The organism is Sodalis praecaptivus (assembly GCF_000517425.1).
GTDB lineage: Bacteria > Pseudomonadota > Gammaproteobacteria > Enterobacterales > Enterobacteriaceae > Sodalis_A > Sodalis_A praecaptivus.
Genome location: NZ_CP006569.1, coordinates 1,537,864 through 1,556,316, shown reverse-complemented (window position 1 = coordinate 1,556,316; position 18,453 = coordinate 1,537,864). Strand labels below are relative to the sequence as shown.

The following is an 18,453-nucleotide window of genomic DNA, read 5'->3' as shown; positions in this document are numbered from 1 at the left end:
CGTTATACATCATAATGATAAAAATAATAAATACTAAAAGCACCCTATTAATCGGCTAATAAATAGCGAAGGTAAAATTAAAAAAATCTATAAAAACATAACTTTAACAAATAAACATTCTCAAACTTTACGTGATGATCGCAATAAAATTCTCGGCAATCGAAATAAACAAACCGCTTTTCATGATGGTATTCGTCGTTAATTTTTAGCGAGAGTGTGAGAGAGATCGAGAATACCATGCCGAGCATCAACGATGCTTTGGATTGTAAAAGTGAGGTAAGTGGAATTATATTTAAAATCAATAGTGCATAATAAAATAAATAGAGCCACTACTCCATAATTCCGCCCTGCCGCCGCCTGTTTTCCGGCAATGGTCATTCCTGCCAGCGTTTTGCTGCGCCCCTCACGCCGCATTATCGCGCGAGGGGCGAGAGGGGTAGCGTAAATTGTCTGACTGCCCTCCATCGTTTGCCGGCGTACGGCGTGCTACACTGTGCGCCCTGCGCATACCAAACGGAGCCAGTCGGAGCAAGGTAAAACGATGATGCAAGACGAAAGGAATCAAGAACAGCTGTGGCAACGCCTACAGCAATCAGCCTTTCGGCGCCGTTTCGCCTTAAACCCGCGCGATGACGCTTATCTGCGCGCCAAGGGTATGGCGGTCGTGCTAAGCCATGCGCGGGATTTTATCGCCAGCCGGCTGGCGCCGGCGCTGCCGGCCAAAGACGGTAAGCAAACGCCGTGGCGGGGTCATCCGGTGTTTGTCGCCCAGCACGCCACCGCCACCTGTTGCCGCGGCTGTCTTGAGAAATGGTACGGCATACCGCGCGGCGTGGCGCTTACCGCGGCGCAGCAGGCCTTTATCGTGGCGATGATCGCGCTATGGCTGGAACGCCGCGGCGGCGCGACATAAGCGCGAGCCACCGCGGCAGGCTCAGCAACGGCGGGCGCCAAGCCGGCCGCGACGATTCCGCCCGGCAACAGCAGCGTCGGTTCGCGCCGTGCCGGGCGCGACGGCAATTGATGGCGGCACGCGCCCGCTCCCTACGGGGAAACGCCCACGCTACGGCGGCCAAAGGAGGATTGATGCCGTCGCAGTAAGCAGCAAATATTCGATTGCGGCCCGCATTGGCCGCGTTTCTAACCAGGACTCATTCTCGCGGCCCATTATGATGACCATTGCCCTCCCCCCCGAACTTCACGCCACCTATCCGGTGCGTGTCGCCACCCGCGTGGTGTTTTTTATCGCCGGCTTCGCCATGTCGGCCTGGGCGCCGCTGGTGCCCTTCGCCAAAGCGCGGCTGGCGATTAACGATGCCTCCCTCGGCCTGCTGCTGCTCTGTCTGGGTATCGGCTCGCTGCTGGCGATGCCCCTGGCGGCGCCCTGGGCGCACCGGCTGGGCTGCAAACGGCCGATCGTCGCGGCGGTCTGCGTGCTGGGCGTGACGCTGCCGATGCTGGCATGGCTGGAAAGTGCGCCGCTGCTGGCGCTGGCGCTGCTGCTGTTCGGCGCCGGTTTGGGCACGCTGGATATCACGATGAACATTCAAGCGGTAGCGGTGGAGAAAGCCAGCGGCCGCGCCATGATGTCCGGCTTTCACGGCTTTTTCAGCATCGGCGGCATTGCCGGCGCCGGTCTGGTCAGCGCGCTCCTGGCGTGCGGCCTGACGCCGCTTGCGAGCGTACTGGTGGTCGTGGCGGCGCTGGTCATTTTGCTGACAATGGCCGCCGGTCACCTCGTGACCGTCGCGGGCGACAACCCGAGCGCGCCGCTGTTCGTCCGTCCCCACGGACGGGTGCTGGCCATCGGTTTGCTGTGCTTCGTGCTGTTTTTAACCGAAGGCGCCATGTTGGACTGGAGCGCTCTGTTCCTTACCCATGAACGGGGCATGGACAGCGCGTCCGGCGGGCTGGGTTACGCCTTGTTCTGCATCAGTATGACCCTCGGTCGGCTTTGTGGCGATCGGCTGATCAACCGCATCGGCCGCTTTCGCATGCTAATGGGCGGCAGCCTGTGCGCCGCAATGGGGTTATTGCTGGCTATCGCCATCGACGTGCCGGCGGTGACGCTGCTAAGCTTTCTACTGCTGGGCTTCGGCGCCGCCAATCTGGTGCCGCTGCTGTTCAGCGCGGCGAGCGACCAGCGGGCCATGCCGCCTCACCTGGCGCTGGCGGCCGTTTCCGGGGTCGGTTATGCCGGTTTGTTGACCGGTCCCGCGCTGATTGGTTTCATCGCCCAATTAACCAGCCTGTATGTCGCTTTTGGCTGTGTAGCGGTATTATTACTGCTGGTCAGCGCCAGCGCGCGCCGCGTGACCCATTAAAGGACAATCCGAGCCGGGCCGTTATGCAAATTAAAAAAATCGCGTTAACCTCGACTGCGCTGCTGCGCGGTTTTCTGGTATTTATCCTCTTATTATTGCTATCGCTATGGGTCCTGGGTTATCAGGTGTTCAGTACCTATGTGGTGGAAAAGCAGCATAGTCTGAGCACCATTGCCGGCTCCATGCAAAAACGCATCGACAAATATCGCGTCGCGGCCTATCAGCTTTATGACGCTACCGGCAAAAACGACCCGCAGGCGCTGCAGCCCAACGGCGCTCAGGAGGTGCGGCTGCGTCCAGACGTCTATTTTGTGGATAAACCCCATAAGAAAACCGACGCGATGATTTTCGGCAGCCATGAAAGCGCGACCTACACCCGCGCGCTGGCGATGTCGCGCTATCTTGACGTTCTGTGGGGGGCCGAGAATAACAGCTTCACCCTGTACTACCTCAACGGCAGCGACAACAGCCTGACACTCATCTCCACGCAGCCGCTGCGCGACACGAATCCTCGCTTTCGCGACAGCTATATCGGCTCGCTGGTGGATTCGCGCCGCGGCGAAATGCTGCAGCAGGCCAACATCCTGGATGAACGCGAAAGTTTCTCTCCCCTGCGCAAATACCGTTTTCTCAACGACTACTATTTCACGCAGCGCATGATATTCAATCAGCCAGGCCATCTGGCGACCATTATCGCCTTCGATTTGCCCATCAACGATATTATCCCGCTGAATATGGCGCGCGCCAATTTCGCTCTCAATCGCACCCCCGACAGAAACGCCACGGACAGCGAGGCGGACGATGACGATATCGATGACGCCCAGACGCCGCGCGTTTACAGCCGAATGAGCGGCGCCATGCTCGAAATAACCGCGCCGTTATCCAATGCGCCGCTCTCCATAACCTACCGGGTTTCGCTTATCAGTCTGGCGCTTGACCTGCTGCATAATAATCTGTGGCTGGTGCTTATCGACCTGGTGTTAATGGCCTTCGCGCTGCTCGGCATTTATCTGGTGCGCAAAAACTTATTACGCCCCAACACGGATATGGTACAGCAGCTAAAATCCCATCAAACGCTGGGACAGGAAGTGATCGCCAATCTGCCGCTGGGCCTGCTGATTTATAATTTCAGCGACAACACCCTGGTGGCGAGTAATAAAATCGCCGATCACCTTCTACCCCATCTGAGTTTACAGAAAATCGCTAATCTGGCCGAAGGCCATCAGGGCGTGATCCAGGCCACGGTGAACAACGAAGTGTATGAAATTCGGATGTTCAAGAGCCAGATCGCCCCGCAGACCTGGCTGTTCCAATTGCTTGATCAGGACAAAGAGGTGTTGGTCAATAAAAAGTTGCAGCAGGCCCAGCGGGAATTGGATAAAAATCATGAGGCGCGGCAGGCGATACTCAACAACATTCAGCAGGAACTGAACGCGCCACTGGCCGCGATTGGGCTGCTGGTGGATCGTATCACCGCCAGCCAGGAGGAGCAGCAGGTGGCGTTATTGGCGCAGCTGCGCCAGGAGTCTTCACGCCTGATGGGGCTCACGGATAATCTACAGCTGCTTACCCGTCTGGAGCTGCAGGAGTGGCAACCGGCGAGCGCGCCTGTCAATCTGCATCAGCTGTGCGACGATGTGCTGCGGGACCGGTTACCGCTGCTGAGTCAAAAAGGGCTGGGGCTGTTTCATCACTACCTGCTGCCGTTCGACCGGCACTATACGGGGGACGCGCAGGCGGTGAGCAAAGTGATAGCGCTAATTCTCGATTACGCCATCACCACCACCCATTTCGGCAAAATCACCTTGCGGGTGAGCGGCGATGACGCCGGCGGCGCGATTACCTTTGCCCTCAGCGACACCGGCAGCGGCATCGGCGAGCAAGAGCTGGCCAACCTCAGCCAGCCGTTTGTCAGCGCGGCGCAGCAGGACCGGTATCAGCGCGGTTCCGGATTGACCTGGTTCTTGTGCGATCAGCTCTGCCGCCGCATGGGCGGCCGGCTGGCGATACAAAGTCGGGTGGATATCGGCACGCGTTATACCCTCAGCTTGCCGCTGGCCCCGCTGGAGGGCGACGCCGGAGACGAAGCCGAGAAGTTGCTGGAAGATACATTAGTCTTACTGGACATTCGCAACGAAGAAATACGCGCTATCGTGAGCGGCATGCTGGAACAATGGGGCGCCGAATGCGTCTACGTCGATGAACACCATCTCGGCCAGGAACATGATTTACTGATGACGGACGACCCGGCGCGCATGGAGGATTATGCGCTGCTGCTGGACGGCGACGCTCAGGGTGTCATGGCGCTCACCACCCGGCGTATCAAGGTAAATTACAATTTTAGCGCACCGATGCTTGAGGCGATTTTGCAGCTGATAGAGCAGCGGCTGGGGGAGCCGGAGGACGAGCGGGATCAGGCGACCGGCGAGCCGATGAGCGCCGGCGGTTACCAAAACCGGTTACAGGACAGCGACTATTATGCCCTGTTTGTTGAGACAGTACCCGACGACGTAAAGAGGTTGTATACTGAAGCGGAAAGCGGCGATCTGAACGCGCTGGCGCAAACCGCTCATCGTTTGAAAGGGGTTTTCGCGATGCTCGGCCTAGAGCCTGGCAAACGTGCCTGTGAGTCACTTGAGTTATATATTAAACAACAAGATATAGCGAAGATGGGATCAGAAATCCATCAGATTGATGTTTTTGTCACTAAAATGCTGCAGCATGCAAGGTAGCCTTAACTATGAATAACCTTAATGTCATCATTGCCGATGACCATCCGATCGTCTTGTTCGGCATTCGGAAATCCCTTGAGCAAATCGAATGGGTCAACGTTGTTGGCGAATTCGAGGACTCCACCGCCCTTATTAATAGTCTTGGCAAATTGGATGCGAATGTCTTAGTGACGGATCTCTCCATGCCGGGAGAAAAGTACGGTGATGGCATCACGTTAATCAAATACATCAAACGCCATTATCCGCACCTGGCGATCATTGTCCTGACCATGAATAACAACCCGGCGATTTTGAGCGCGGTGCTGGAGCTGGATATCGACGGTATCGTGCTGAAGCAGGGCGCGCCTACCGACCTGCCCAAGGCATTGGCATCGCTGCAAAAAGGCAAGAAATACACGCCCGAGAGCGTCGCGAAGCTTCTGGAACGCATCAGCGCCGGCGGTTACGGCGACAAACGCCTGTCACCCAAAGAAAGCGAAGTGCTGCGGCTGTTTGCCGAGGGTTTTCTGGTGACTGAAATCGCCAAAAAACTGAACCGTAGCATCAAAACCATTAGCAGCCAGAAGAAATCGGCCATGCTCAAACTGGGCGTGGAAAACGATATCGGCCTGTTGAATTACCTCTCGTCGGTAAGCATGGCTCCGGTGGATAAAGAGTAATCCCCCTTTTCGGACGCGCGGCATAGCCTGCCGCCGCGCCGCCTTAAGGGGCGTCGCCACGGGCGCCCATCGCACCCGCCTCGCGTTATCCGGCATAGCCATCTTCAGGCTACCCGCGCCAGATGATGCGGCATAAGCGTCTTCACGTTACTTGCGCCAGATGATGCAGCACAGCGACACAGCACACTTTCGCATCCACCTTGACCGACCATCGCTCCTGGGAGCGCTCCGCTCTCGACCGCTGCGTGCGCGGCGGGTTTTATACCGCCCGCGGCAACTTTCGCCCTCAATCCTCAGCCGGTTTTCGCGCCTGGCGTACCTTTTGGCTGTAGGCCGTAAGCACCGGCTGTAGCACCTCCAGCGTCACCGGTTTTGATAGGCAGTTGTCCATACCCGCATCCAGACAGCGCTGTTTTTCCTCCGCCAGCGCGTTGGCGGTGACGCCGACTACCGGCGTCACCCTGCCCTGGGTACGCAGCGCGCGGGCAAATTGATACCCGTCCATGTTCGGCATATTGACGTCGCTCAAAATAATGTCCACCGCCTGCCGGCTTATGACATTCAGCGCATCCAGCCCGTCGTTGGCGGTTATGACCTGATAGCCCAGCGAACCCAGCTGATCCGCCAGCAGCCGACGGTTGATGGGGTGATCGTCCACCACCAAAATCAGGATATCGTCGTTGTCAACGCTCGCGGGTAGCATCACCTGCGGCGCCGGCAACGCTGGACATACCGCCTGTTCGCTGCGATAGAGGTAGTTGAGCAACAGCGGCAGATCCCCGGTGAACGCCGGACTGACGTGCCAATAGCCGGGGCGGATCTCCTCCGCCGGACCAATATGCTCGTTGGAGAAGCAAATCGTGGCGCGCGCCGTCCCTTCCGGCTGCTGCGGGTCATCGCACAGGAAAATATCGTCGACGCTTAACGCTTCGTCATGATAGTCCAGCACCGTCAGCCCCTGATGACGCAATAACAGCTGCAAATAGCGTCCCATGGCGCTATTGCGCACCGCCAACCAGCAGGTGTGCCCAGCGGCATCCTGTGTCTGTGCCGGCCGGGTGACCGCCTGATAAAGCGGCAGCCGGATGGTGAAACGGCTGCCGATGCCGCGTTCGGACTCCACGGCGATATCACCGTCCATTAAATTGACCAGTTTTTCACAAATTGCCAGCCCCAGGCCGGTACCCTGGGTCGGGCGCTGGCCGCCGTCGCCCAATTGCACAAACGGATCGAAAAGGCGCATCACTTCCCGCGGCTGCATGCCGACGCCGGTATCGCGCACGCTAAACTGCAAATAGCCGTCCCGACAGTACACCGCCACCACGATACTGCCGCTGCGGGTAAATTTAATGGCATTATTCAATAAATTGGACAGTACCTGCTGCAAACGCACCGGATCGCCGCGCAGGCTGTCCGGCACGTCGGGGTCGATAAAGCAGTACAATCCCAGGCGCTTTTTCACCACCAGCGACAGGTAATTGCCAACGATATAGCTCACCGTCTCGCGGGGGGAGTAGTCTTTCGGTTCAATCTTCAGCTGCTCTGATTCGATTTTGGAGAAATCAAGGATGTCGCTAATGATGTTGAGCAGCAGCGCCGAGGAGTTACTCATCGCCATGACCAGCCTGTCGACGCCGTCCGGCAGCACCTTGGTTTTTAACAGATCCAGGTTGCCAATAATGCCATACAGCGGCGTGCGCAGCTCGTGGCTCACGGTCGCCAGGAACATCGATTTGGCCTGGCTGGCCTGCTCGGCGGCCGCCGCCATATCCTGCAGCGACTCCTCCATTCGCACGCGGGCGCTGACGTCCACCAGCACACAAATAGCGACGTTCTGGTTACGATAGCGGGAATGGACGAAGCTGATTTGCAAGTTGGTATTGTTGCTGGTAATGACATCGACAAAATTAACCTGCTGCCCGCTGATGATATGGGTAATGCGCTGGCGATCCTCATGGGTGAGCATGCTTAAATAATTATGCGCTAACTCATTACTAATGAGATTGGCGCCGTCGCTGATGCGCAGAATGGAGATGCCCACCGGCGCAGAGGCGACGATTTTGCGGTTAAACTGTTCATTCTCTTCCAACTGATAAACGTTCTTTTCCGCCGGCGCCAGCATCCTGCGCTCAAACAGCCAGGTTAAACACATCAGCGCCGCAGCGGAAAAGAGATTCAGCAGCCCCAGTTTAAACAGCAGCATGTTGAGATTGTCTATCACCGCGCTGCGCGGCAGCGAAAACGCCATGCTCAGCGCGGTTTGCGACAGCGGTTTTTTCATCACCAGATTGGCAAAACCATGGTTATAGCCAAAAAACGCCGGCTGCGACGGAAAGATACCCAGCGCCGCGGCGCTGCGTTCGCCGCTGGTCAGGCTCAGCAGCGGCAGATTGTTTTGGTCCAGCAGCGTAATGCCGATAGGCAGATTACTGGCGCTGGCAAAATCCTCCAGCCTTATTGTTTGCTCGATGCCGATAAGCGCTTCCAGCTTATTGCCGCTATAAAGGGGGATAAGCACATAATAGCTGCCGCTGTCGTGTCGGTTACCGGGGGCAACCCAATATTGCGTGCCCTGCCGGTCGCTGAGCCGCGCATTGCGAAATTTGATGACCTGGCGCACCAGGCTTTTCGGCACGGCGTCGTTGCCGTTCTCTACGCTGCGCATGCTGAAATCGGCCAGGCACAGGCTCTCCCCGCCGATATAAAACACCCGGTTGAGATCGTAGGCATCGGAAAAATTGTCTTTCCAATAGCTAAGAAAATAGGTCAGCGCGCTGACCGCGGCATGAAAACGCGGCGTTTCTTTGGCGCAATCACCATTGGGGATTAGCGCGCTGTAGCGCGGCTGGGTGAGTTTGCCGCCGGCGTTGGCGTCCAGCCTATCCAGCCCGCCCAGGCTGCCGGTCAGCCGGTTTTCCGCCATGTATCTCAGCTGGCGCGTGATATCCGCCGAGTGCCGGATATAATTCTGCGCCTGCTCGTAGCTATTGTCGTATTCCTGCCGCAGCACGGATTCCCGCTGATGCAGCAGACTGACAAAATAAAGGAAGGATAATAGCGCGCCGAGCGCCCACAGCATTAGCGCCAGCGTCCTGAACAGGTAGCGGGAGATTTTGACCGTAGTGCGAAACGAAGTGAGATATTTCAAACCCGTACCGTTCAGATAAAGAAAACCAGCCAGAATCAAAAAGGCCAGCGCAACCGCGCTGGCACTTGTTTGTCACCTTTACGCACCGGCGCGTCGCCGGTCAAGGGTGTTATTCGCGTTCACCGTCGACATCATCGTCATCGCTTACGCCGTCATCCGCTTCATCGGCATCCATGAGGTCGTCTTCAGGCGCCGCATCCGGGATCGCCACCGAATCCAAATCCTCATCGTCCACCGGCTCGGCGACGCGCTGCAGCCCCACCACGTGCTCATCCTGCGCGGTGCGGATAAGCGTCACGCCCTGGGTGTTGCGCCCGACGATGCTCACCTCGGAAACCCGCGTGCGCACCAGCGTGCCGGCGTCCGTTATCATCATGATCTGGTCGCAGTCATCCACCTGCACCGCCCCCACCACTTCGCCGTTGCGTTCGCTCACCTTAATGGAGATAACGCCTTGGGTCGCGCGGGACTTGGTCGGGTATTCGGCCTGCGCGGTACGCTTGCCATAGCCGTGCTGGGTGACCGTCAATATTGGCCCCTCGCCGCGCGGCACGATCAGGGACACCACCCGGTCGCCGTCCGCCAGATTGATCCCCCGGACGCCGGTCGCGGTCCGCCCCATGCTGCGCACCTGATTTTCCGGGAAACGCACCACTTTGCCATAGGCGGAGAACAGCATGACTTCGTTGCTGCCGTCGGTCAGATCCACCCCGATCAGCTCATCGCCATCGTTAAGATTAACGGCGATAATCCCGGCGCTGCGCGGGCGGCTGAACTCGATAAGCGAGGTTTTCTTCACGGTGCCGCTGGCGGTCGCCATAAAGACGTGGCGTCCTTCTTCATAATCACGCACCGGCAAAATGGCGGTGATACGTTCGTTGGACTCCAGCGGCAGCAGATTGACTATCGGCCGGCCGCGGGCGCCGCGGCTGGCTTCCGGCAACTGATAGACCTTCATCCAATACATCCGTCCCCGGCTGGAGAACAGCAAGATGGTGTCGTGGGTGTTCGCCACCAGCAGCCGGTCGATAAAGTCCTCTTCCTTGATGCTGGCCGCCGACTTGCCTTTTCCGCCGCGGCGCTGCGCTTCATAGTCCGTCAACGGCTGATACTTCACGTAACCCTGATGAGACAGAGTGACGACCACATCTTCCTGATTAATCAGGTCTTCGATATTGATATCCGAAGTATTGGCGGTAATCTCGGTGCGGCGCGGATCGCTATACTGCTCTTTAATGGCGACAAGCTCTTCGCGGATCACTTCCATCAGGCGGTCCGGATTCTGCAGGATGCGGATAAGTTCCGCTATCTGGGTCAGCAGCTCCTTATATTCATCAAGCAGTTTTTCGTGTTCCAGACCGGTCAGTTTTTGCAGTCGCAGATCCAAAATCGCCTGGGCCTGCTGCTCGGTCAGATAATATTGGCCGTCGCGAATGCCGTACTGCGGCTCCAGCCACTCGGGCCGGGCGGCGTCGTCGCCGGCGCGCTCCAGCATGGCGGAGACGGTGCCCAGCGCCCACGAACGCGCCACCAGGGCGGCTTTCGCTTCCGCCGGCGTCGGCGCCTGGCGGATCAGTTCGATAATCGGGTCGATGTTCGCCAGCGCCACCGCCAGCGCTTCCAGTATATGGGCACGCTCGCGGGCCTTGCGCAGCTCAAAAATAGTGCGGCGGGTCACCACTTCACGGCGATGGCGCACAAAGGCGGATAAAATGTCCTTCAGCGGCAGGATTTTCGGCTGCCCCTGATGCAGCGCCACCATATTGATACCGAACGACACCTGCAGTTGGGTCAGGGAGTACAGATTGTTAAGCACCACCTCCCCAACCGCGTCACGTTTGATTTCAATGACGATGCGCATACCGTCTTTGTCGGATTCATCGCGCAGGCCGCTGATGCCCTCGACGCGCTTTTCTTTGACCAGCTCGGCGATTTTCTCAATCAGGCGCGCTTTATTCACCTGATAGGGAATTTCATGCACGATGATGGTTTCGCGGCCGGTTTTGCCGTCCGTTTCTACCTCGGCGCGCGCGCGGATGTAGATTTTGCCGCGCCCGGTGCGGTATGCCTCTTCGATGCCGCGCCGGCCATTGATGATGGCGGCGGTGGGAAAATCGGGACCGGGGATATGCTCCATCAGGCCCTCGACGCTGATGTTCTCATCGTCGATATAGGCCAGGCAGCCGTCGATGACTTCCGCGAGGTTGTGCGGCGGAATGTTGGTGGCCATCCCCACCGCGATGCCGGAAGAGCCGTTGACCAGCAGGTTGGGGATCCTGGTGGGCATGACATCGGGAATTTGCTCGGTGCCGTCATAGTTGGGCACGTAATCGACGGTCTCTTTTTCCAGATCCGCCAGCAATTCGTGAGCAATTTTCGCCATGCGCACTTCGGTATAACGCATCGCCGCGGCGGAGTCGCCGTCAACGGAACCAAAGTTGCCCTGGCCATCCACCAACATGTAACGCAGCGAGAACGGCTGTGCCATACGCACGATGGTGTCGTAGACAGCGGTATCCCCGTGGGGGTGATATTTACCGATGACGTCGCCGACAACGCGCGCCGATTTTTTATAAGGTTTATTCCAGTCATTACCGAGCACGCTCATCGCAAACAGCACGCGACGGTGTACGGGTTTGAGTCCGTCCCGCACATCCGGCAACGCGCGTCCGACGATGACGGACATGGCGTAATCCAGATAAGAACGTTTCAGCTCTTCTTCGATATTGACCGGTGTAATTTCTCTGGCAAGGTCGCTCATGGAGCCGCTATCCCTCTACTAAATGAAGCTTCTACCCGGATTTAAAGGTGTCAAAGTATACCATCTTTTTTCTGTGAAAGGGCACAGTCACCGTTGAAAGGCGTAGCGGAATCATCTCATGTCCCCACCGGCAGCCGCCGACGCTCCCCGCGCGCCGCTAATGCAGGCTTTTGCGGGCAAACGGGCTGCCGTACGGCCCGGTTGCGCGTATACTTAGCCGATATATGTATAAGGAGCTTTTACATGACCCCCGAAGTAAGTAAAGAAGCGGACCATAACGCCCCGCCCCGTCAGGAAAATGTCGATCCGGGCGAAATCGCCAAATTCGACGCCGTCGCCGCCCGCTGGTGGGATCTTGACGGCGAATTCAAGCCGCTGCACCGCATCAATCCCCTGCGCTTGGATTATATTCTCGAACGCGCCGGCGGGCTGTTTGGAAAAAACGTGCTGGACGTCGGCTGCGGGGGCGGCATTCTGGCGGAAAGCATGGCGCGCGAAGGGGCGAAGGTGACCGGTCTGGATATGGGCGCAGAACCGCTGGCGGTGGCCCGGCTGCACGCCCTGGAAAGCGGCGTGGCCCTGGATTATCGCCAAGAGACGGTCGAGGCGCACGCCGAGGCGCATCCCGGCGCCTATGATGTGGTGACCTGTATGGAAATGCTGGAGCATGTGCCGGATCCGGCGTCTATCGTCCGCGCCTGCGCGCGGTTGGTGAAACCGGGCGGCGAGGTGTTTTTTTCGACGCTGAACCGTAATCCGAAGGCCTGGCTTATGGCCATCGTCGGCGCCGAATATGTGCTGCGCCTGGTGCCGCGGGGTACGCACGATATCAATAAATTCATCAAACCCGCCGAGCTACTGGGTTGGGTGGACGACACCCCGCTGCGCGAGCAGCATATTATCGGTTTACATTACAATCCGCTGCGGGATCGTTTCTATTTGGGCGGTAACGTGGATGTGAATTATATGCTGCATACGCGCCGGCAAGCGTAAGGCGCAGGCCGCCGCGGCACAGGCGCGCGCGCTTCCTTCAGACGTCTTCGTCAGGTCGAGGGCGTTGACCGCCTCCCGGGGAGGCCCGTCACGACGACGACGACGTAATCCTCCCTGTTGGGCCGCCTAACGCGTCTGGAGCTGCCGTTTCTCCCCGGGATCCGTCAACTGCCGGGCCGTTGGCGCCCGCGTGCGGCGCCGTCAAAAACAGACGGCGTTCAATTAAGCAACGATCGCATTATTTTAGAAAAATTTATCCCCCGTAATTGACAAGCGCGAAGCGCAGGCACAATAGCGGCTTACCCGTTTGCTGACCGTTTCTCCCCAACGTTATCCACAAAAGTTGGCAAGTTACTCACTTGCATTGCGGTGGCTTTGTCACTATCTTGTTACCAAACTAACGAAAAGACCCCATATATAGTGATTTGCCCCTGGCAAGGCACTATTTTGCCTGCGCGCCAGCAGGGCGTCTGCGGGTCACACAGACAGGTATAAAGCCGCATGAACCAGAGTCTGCTAGTCACCAAGCGCGACGGACGTAAAGAAACCATTAACCTCGATAAAATCCACCGGGTCATCGACTGGGCGGCCGAAGGGTTGGAAAACGTTTCCGTTTCCCAGGTGGAATTACGTTCCCATATCCAGTTCTACGACGGCATCAAAACCGCCGATATCCACGAAACCATTATCAAAGCCGCGGCGGATCTGATTTCGCGCGAGGCGCCCGACTACCAGTATCTCGCCGCCCGGCTGGCGGTGTTCCATTTGCGCAAAAAAGCCTACGGCCGATTTGAGCCGCCGAAACTCTACGATCACGTCTCGCGTCTGGTCGAGATGGGCAAATACGATAAACATTTGCTAACGGACTACAGCGCCGACGAATTCGAGCAGATGGACGGGTTTATCGATCACTGGCGCGATATGAACTTCTCCTATGCCGCCGTCAAACAGCTTGAAGGGAAGTATCTGGCGCAAAACCGGGTAACCGGCGAGATTTACGAGAGCGCGCAGTTTCTCTATATGCTGGTGGCCGCCTGCCTGTTTTCCGGCTACCCGCGCGCGACCCGCCTCGACTACGTCAAAAGGTTCTACGACGCGGTGTCGACGTTTAAAATTTCGCTGCCGACGCCGATTATGTCCGGCGTACGCACCCCGACCCGTCAGTTCAGTTCCTGCGTGCTCATTGAATGCGGCGATAGCCTCGACTCCATTAACGCCACCTCCAGCGCGATTGTGAAATACGTTTCCCAGCGTGCGGGGATTGGCATTAACGCCGGCCGCATCCGCGCGCTGGGCAGCCCGATCCGCGGCGGCGAGGCTTTCCACACCGGCTGTATTCCGTTTTATAAACATTTCCAGACCGCGGTCAAATCCTGCTCGCAGGGCGGCGTGCGCGGCGGCGCGGCCACTTTGTTCTACCCCATGTGGCATCTGGAAGTGGAAAGCCTGCTGGTGCTGAAAAACAACCGCGGCGTGGAAGCCAACCGGGTGCGCCATATGGATTACGGCGTCCAGCTTAACAAACTGATGTACCAGCGCCTGGTCAAGGGTGAGGACATTACGCTGTTTAGCCCCTCCGACGTCCCGGGGCTGTATGACGCCTTTTTCGCCGATCAGGATGAGTTCGAGCGGCTGTACACCCAGTATGAACAGGACAGCAGCATCCGTCAGCGCCGCATCAAGGCGGTGGAACTGTTCTCGCTGATGATGCAAGAGCGCGCTTCTACCGGCCGTATCTATGTGCAGAATGTGGATCATTGCAACACCCACAGCCCGTTCGACGCCGCGGTGGCGCCGATCCGCCAGTCCAACCTGTGCCTGGAAATCGCCCTGCCCACCAAGCCGCTTGAGGATGTTAATGACGACAGCGGCGAAATCGCCCTGTGTACTCTGTCGGCCTTCAACCTCGGGGCAATCGATAGCCTGGATGATTTGGGCGAACTGGCGACGCTCGCGGTGCGCGCCCTCGATGCGTTGCTCGACTATCAGGACTATCCGATCCCGGCGGCCAAGCGCGGCGCCATGGGTCGCCGCACCCTCGGCGTGGGGGTGATTAACTTTGCGTACTATCTGGCCAAGCATGGCGTACGCTACTCCGACGGCAGCGCCAATAACCTGACTCACCGTACGTTTGAAGCCATTCAGTACTACCTGTTAAAAGCCTCAAATGATCTGGCCCGTGAGCGCGGCGCCTGCCCGTGGTTTAATGAGACCACCTATGCGCAGGGTATCCTGCCCGTGGACACCTACAAAAAAGATCTCGACAGCATCGTCAGCGAACCGCTGCATTACGATTGGGAAGCGCTGCGCGCGGATATCAAGCAGCACGGCTTGCGTAACTCTACCCTGTCGGCGCTGATGCCCTCGGAAACGTCTTCGCAGATTTCCAACGCCACCAACGGTATCGAGCCGCCGCGCGGCCTGGTGAGCATTAAAGCCTCTAAAGACGGTATTCTGCGCCAGGTGGTGCCGGAGTCCATCCGTTTGCAGGAAGCCTATGAGCTGCTGTGGGAAATGCCGAGCAACGATGGTTATCTGCACTTGGTGGGCGTGATGCAGAAATTCGTCGATCAGGCCATCTCCGCCAATACCAATTATGACCCGTCCCGGTTCCCGGCCGGTAAAGTCCCGATGAAGCAGCTATTAAAGGATTTGCTGACCGCGTACAAGTTCGGGGTGAAGACTCTGTATTACCAGAATACCCGCGACGGGGCGGAAGACGCTCAGGAAGACATGCAGTCGACGCAGCAGGACGATTGCGAAAGCGGCGCCTGCAAGATTTGAACATGGACGCGGGCGGTAACGATGCCGCCCGCGTGTAACGGGAGTCCCCATGGCCTATACCACGTTTTCACAAATTAAAAATAACCAACTGCTGGAGCCGATGTTTTTCGGTCAGTCGGTGAATGTCGCCCGTTTCGATCAGCAGAAATACGACATTTTTGAGAAGCTGATTGAGAAACAATTGTCGTTCTTCTGGCGTCCGGAAGAAGTGGATGTATCGCGCGATCGCATCGACTATCAAGCGCTGCCGGAGCACGAAAAACATATTTTTATCAGCAATCTCAAGTACCAGACGCTGCTGGATTCCATCCAGGGCCGCAGCCCCAATGTCGCGCTGCTGCCGCTGATTTCAATACCGGAATTGGAAACCTGGGTGGAAACCTGGGCGTTTTCAGAAACTATCCATTCACGCTCCTACACCCACATTATCCGCAACATCGTCAACGATCCGTCGCTGGTGTTCGACGATATCGTCACCAATGAGGAGATCCTGAAACGCGCCAAGGATATTTCCGGCTATTACGACGGTCTTATCGAGCTGACCAGCTATTATCATCTGCTGGGGGAAGGCACGCACCAGGTCAACGGCAAAACGGTGGTGGTAAATCTGCATGAGCTTAAGAAAAAGCTCTATTTGTGCCTGATGAGCGTCAACGCGCTGGAGGCGATCCGATTCTACGTCAGTTTTGCCTGCTCGTTCGCCTTCGCCGAGCGCGAATTGATGGAGGGCAACGCCAAAATCATTCGCCTCATCGCCCGCGACGAAGCGCTGCACCTGACCGGCACCCAGCATATGCTTAACCTGATGCGCTCCGGCGAGGACGATCCCGAAATGGCCGAGATTGCGCGCGAATGTCAGCAGGAAAGCTATGATCTGTTCTTGCTGGCGGCGCAACAGGAGAAAGACTGGGCGAGCTATCTGTTCCGCGACGGGTCGATGATCGGCTTGAACAAAGATATTCTGTGTCAGTATGTGGAATACATCACCAATATCCGCATGCAGGCGGTGGGTCTCGATCTGCCCTTTACCACCCGCTCCAACCCGATTCCGTGGATTAACTCCTGGCTGGTGTCGGATAACGTTCAGGTGGCGCCGCAGGAGGTGGAAGTCAGCTCTTATCTGGTGGGGCAGATTGATGCCGAAGTTAATAGCGACGACCTCAGCGACTTCCAGCTGTAACATGGCCCAGCCTGTTATCCACCTGCGCCAACACGGCTCAGCGCTTTCCTGCGGCGGGGCGCATCGTTCGCTGCTGGACGCGCTGGAGGCGCATCAGGTGCCGGTGGAATTCCAGTGCCGCTCCGGCTACTGCGGCGCCTGTCGCCTGCGCCTGCTGGCGGGAGAAGTGAAATACCACCAGGAGCCGCTGGCGTTTGTCGGCCGCGGGGAAATTCTGCCCTGCTGCTGCCTGCCGGTCGACGATATCGAGCTGGAGTTGTAGTCCCGGCCGCAGGGCCGGAGGCCCTTATTTTCCCTCCGGCTTCCCTATCACCCTCAACGTCTCCCCCTGCCCCTAAACATCTCACTTTTCCGTTAACGTCTCCCTCCCGCGTCTCCCTCTTCCCCTCCGACGTCTTCCCTTCCCTTAACGTCTCCCCCTTTTCCTCCGACGTCTTCCCCTTCCCCCACAGGCTTCTCCTTCTTCCCGCCCAGCCCCAATGCGCCTGCCGCCATTGCACGGGATAAATGCGCCATGAAATTGATTTTCCCGCTGCGCGCAGCGCCATGATACGCAAAACACCGTATTAGCGAATGATTAGAAATGCATGAAAATGCCGGCAGTCATTTTCATCAAACTGATAGACCAGTAGGGGTGCGTTATGGCAATAAGTATCGGAAATGCTTTTTTTGCAAATACCCTCAGCGCGGCGCGCATTGGGAAAATTATGGAAAATAACGGTGAGTCATTACCGACGATGACCCTCTGGGAAAAGATCAAAGACTTTTTCTTTAACGGCGACACCCAAAAATGTCTCTTCATCTTAAATGAACTCTGTCATCCCCCCGCCGACATCACAAAACGCGACATCAAAATCTATTTTGAACAATTGCAGGGGATGGCAAATTGCGGCGACAGGCTTCATTTTACCCAAGTAAATGATTTGAAGTTCACCCTAACCGATAAAGACTTTAAACCGGTGTTATCGCTGAACTTGCAAAAAGCGTGTTATACCGTGCAGGCGGATTACCAGGAGGACGCCGATTATGCTTATGAAAAGACGTTCCCTTTCCATACGCCCCCGCACCTTACTGAAACCACGCCGCAAGCCGGTGACAAAGACAAAGCGCACGCCCTGCTCCGCCAGCCGGAAGGCGAGAGCGTCACCGCAACCCAACCGCCCGCACACCGCTTGCGTGTTACGCCGCGGCGTACGACGCCGCTCACGCCCGAGACACCTCTCGAGCCGATGCCGAATCCTCTGTTATGCTCGGTCAATCCGCGGGAAGCGCTTATCGCACTTAACGTCCGCGGCTATCCTGACGTGCAGTGTGAAGGTGAGGTTCCCCAGACCGTAGAAGTCTTTCAAGCAACGCGCATTCAGCGTCTTCCCGACCATTTTCCGCCCGCGCTGGCGACGCTCGGCATCATTGATTCGCCGCAATTAGCGGACAACGCGCTCGACAATCTGGCGGCGCGAACCCCTCATTTGGCCGATCTCAGCCTCAAAGGCTGTGACATCCATCTCAGCCTCAAAGGCTGTGACATGCCGCGCTTACCTCAGCAATTACCCAAAACGCTGACGCACGTCAGCCTTTCCCAGCATGCCCCGATGTCGCCTGCAAGTCTGGACAATCTCCAAGAACACCTGCCGGCGTTAACCAGCTTAGCGTTGACGGGTGACGGCTTTACTCAATGGCCACGGGGGCTGCCGCCCAGCCTCCATACCCTGCGGGTGTCTGCGAAACTTATCCAGCACGCGTCAACGGAGGATTTTGCGCGGCTTCCCGACCTGTCGCTTTTGATCATCACCCCCAATCCATCCCATCCGCTGCCGACGTGGCTGAAGCAGCTTTCTCCCGACATCACGCTCCTGACATAAAGGGCGACGA

General features: G+C 57.4%; 11 protein-coding genes. 9 read left to right on the top strand and 2 right to left on the bottom strand.

The genetic code is table 11. The features are described from left to right. Positions 1-541 precede the first annotated feature (541 nt). The 4 genes from SANT_RS06915 (at position 542) to rcsB (ending at position 5,715) form a co-directional block, all read left to right on the top strand. Positions 542-913 (top strand): DUF4186 domain-containing protein, encoded by a 372-nt coding sequence (locus SANT_RS06915; protein ID WP_025421565.1) that lies wholly within the window; start codon positions 542-544, stop codon positions 911-913. A 256-nt stretch (positions 914-1,169) separates the two neighbouring features. Next, positions 1,170-2,324 carry an MFS transporter gene (locus SANT_RS06910; RefSeq protein WP_148296249.1) on the top strand — a complete coding sequence of 385 codons (1,155 nt, stop codon included), beginning with the start codon at positions 1,170-1,172 and terminating at the stop codon, positions 2,322-2,324. A gap of 23 nt (positions 2,325-2,347) precedes the next feature. Continuing rightward, a complete protein-coding gene (gene rcsD / locus SANT_RS06905; protein WP_025421563.1) occupies positions 2,348-5,056 on the top strand; it encodes a phosphotransferase RcsD in 2,709 nt (902 codons plus the stop codon). Between the two features lie 8 nt (positions 5,057-5,064). Further along, a complete protein-coding gene (gene rcsB / locus SANT_RS06900) occupies positions 5,065-5,715 on the top strand; it encodes a response regulator transcription factor RcsB (RefSeq protein ID WP_025421562.1) in 651 nt (216 codons plus the stop codon). A gap of 286 nt (positions 5,716-6,001) precedes the next feature. Here the strand turns inward: rcsB and rcsC are convergent, their stop codons facing one another. Together rcsC and gyrA are read right to left on the bottom strand one after the other, a co-directional pair. After that, the gene (gene rcsC, locus SANT_RS06895) at positions 6,002-8,863 is read right to left on the bottom strand and encodes a two-component system sensor histidine kinase RcsC (RefSeq protein WP_025421561.1); all 2,862 of its coding nucleotides are present in this window, start codon (positions 8,861-8,863) and stop codon (positions 6,002-6,004) included. Positions 8,864-8,972: 109 nt separating this feature from the next. Continuing rightward, the gene (gyrA, locus tag SANT_RS06890; protein WP_025421560.1) at positions 8,973-11,624 is read right to left on the bottom strand and encodes a DNA topoisomerase (ATP-hydrolyzing) subunit A; all 2,652 of its coding nucleotides are present in this window, start codon (positions 11,622-11,624) and stop codon (positions 8,973-8,975) included. Positions 11,625-11,867: 243 nt separating this feature from the next. On the opposite strand from gyrA, the gene ubiG reads away from it, so the two are divergent. From ubiG to SANT_RS06865, 5 genes are all read left to right on the top strand, one after another. Next, the gene (gene ubiG, locus SANT_RS06885) at positions 11,868-12,617 is read left to right on the top strand and encodes a bifunctional 2-polyprenyl-6-hydroxyphenol methylase/3-demethylubiquinol 3-O-methyltransferase UbiG (protein WP_025421559.1); all 750 of its coding nucleotides are present in this window, start codon (positions 11,868-11,870) and stop codon (positions 12,615-12,617) included. Positions 12,618-13,118: 501 nt separating this feature from the next. After that, complete coding sequence (gene nrdA, locus SANT_RS06880; protein ID WP_025421558.1) at positions 13,119-15,401, top strand: class 1a ribonucleoside-diphosphate reductase subunit alpha; 2,283 nt, start codon at positions 13,119-13,121, stop codon at positions 15,399-15,401. A 49-nt stretch (positions 15,402-15,450) separates the two neighbouring features. Further along, positions 15,451-16,581 (top strand): class Ia ribonucleoside-diphosphate reductase subunit beta, encoded by a 1,131-nt coding sequence (nrdB, locus tag SANT_RS06875; RefSeq protein ID WP_025421557.1) that lies wholly within the window; start codon positions 15,451-15,453, stop codon positions 16,579-16,581. Between the two features lies 1 nt (position 16,582). After that, positions 16,583-16,843, top strand: coding sequence for a class I ribonucleotide reductase maintenance protein YfaE (gene yfaE / locus SANT_RS06870; RefSeq protein WP_025421556.1), 261 nt, complete (start codon positions 16,583-16,585; stop codon positions 16,841-16,843). Positions 16,844-17,288: 445 nt separating this feature from the next. Further along, positions 17,289-18,443, top strand: a complete 1,155-nt coding sequence (locus tag SANT_RS06865; RefSeq protein WP_148296248.1) for a hypothetical protein — start codon at positions 17,289-17,291, stop codon at positions 18,441-18,443. The last annotated feature ends 10 nt before the right edge of the window (positions 18,444-18,453 follow it).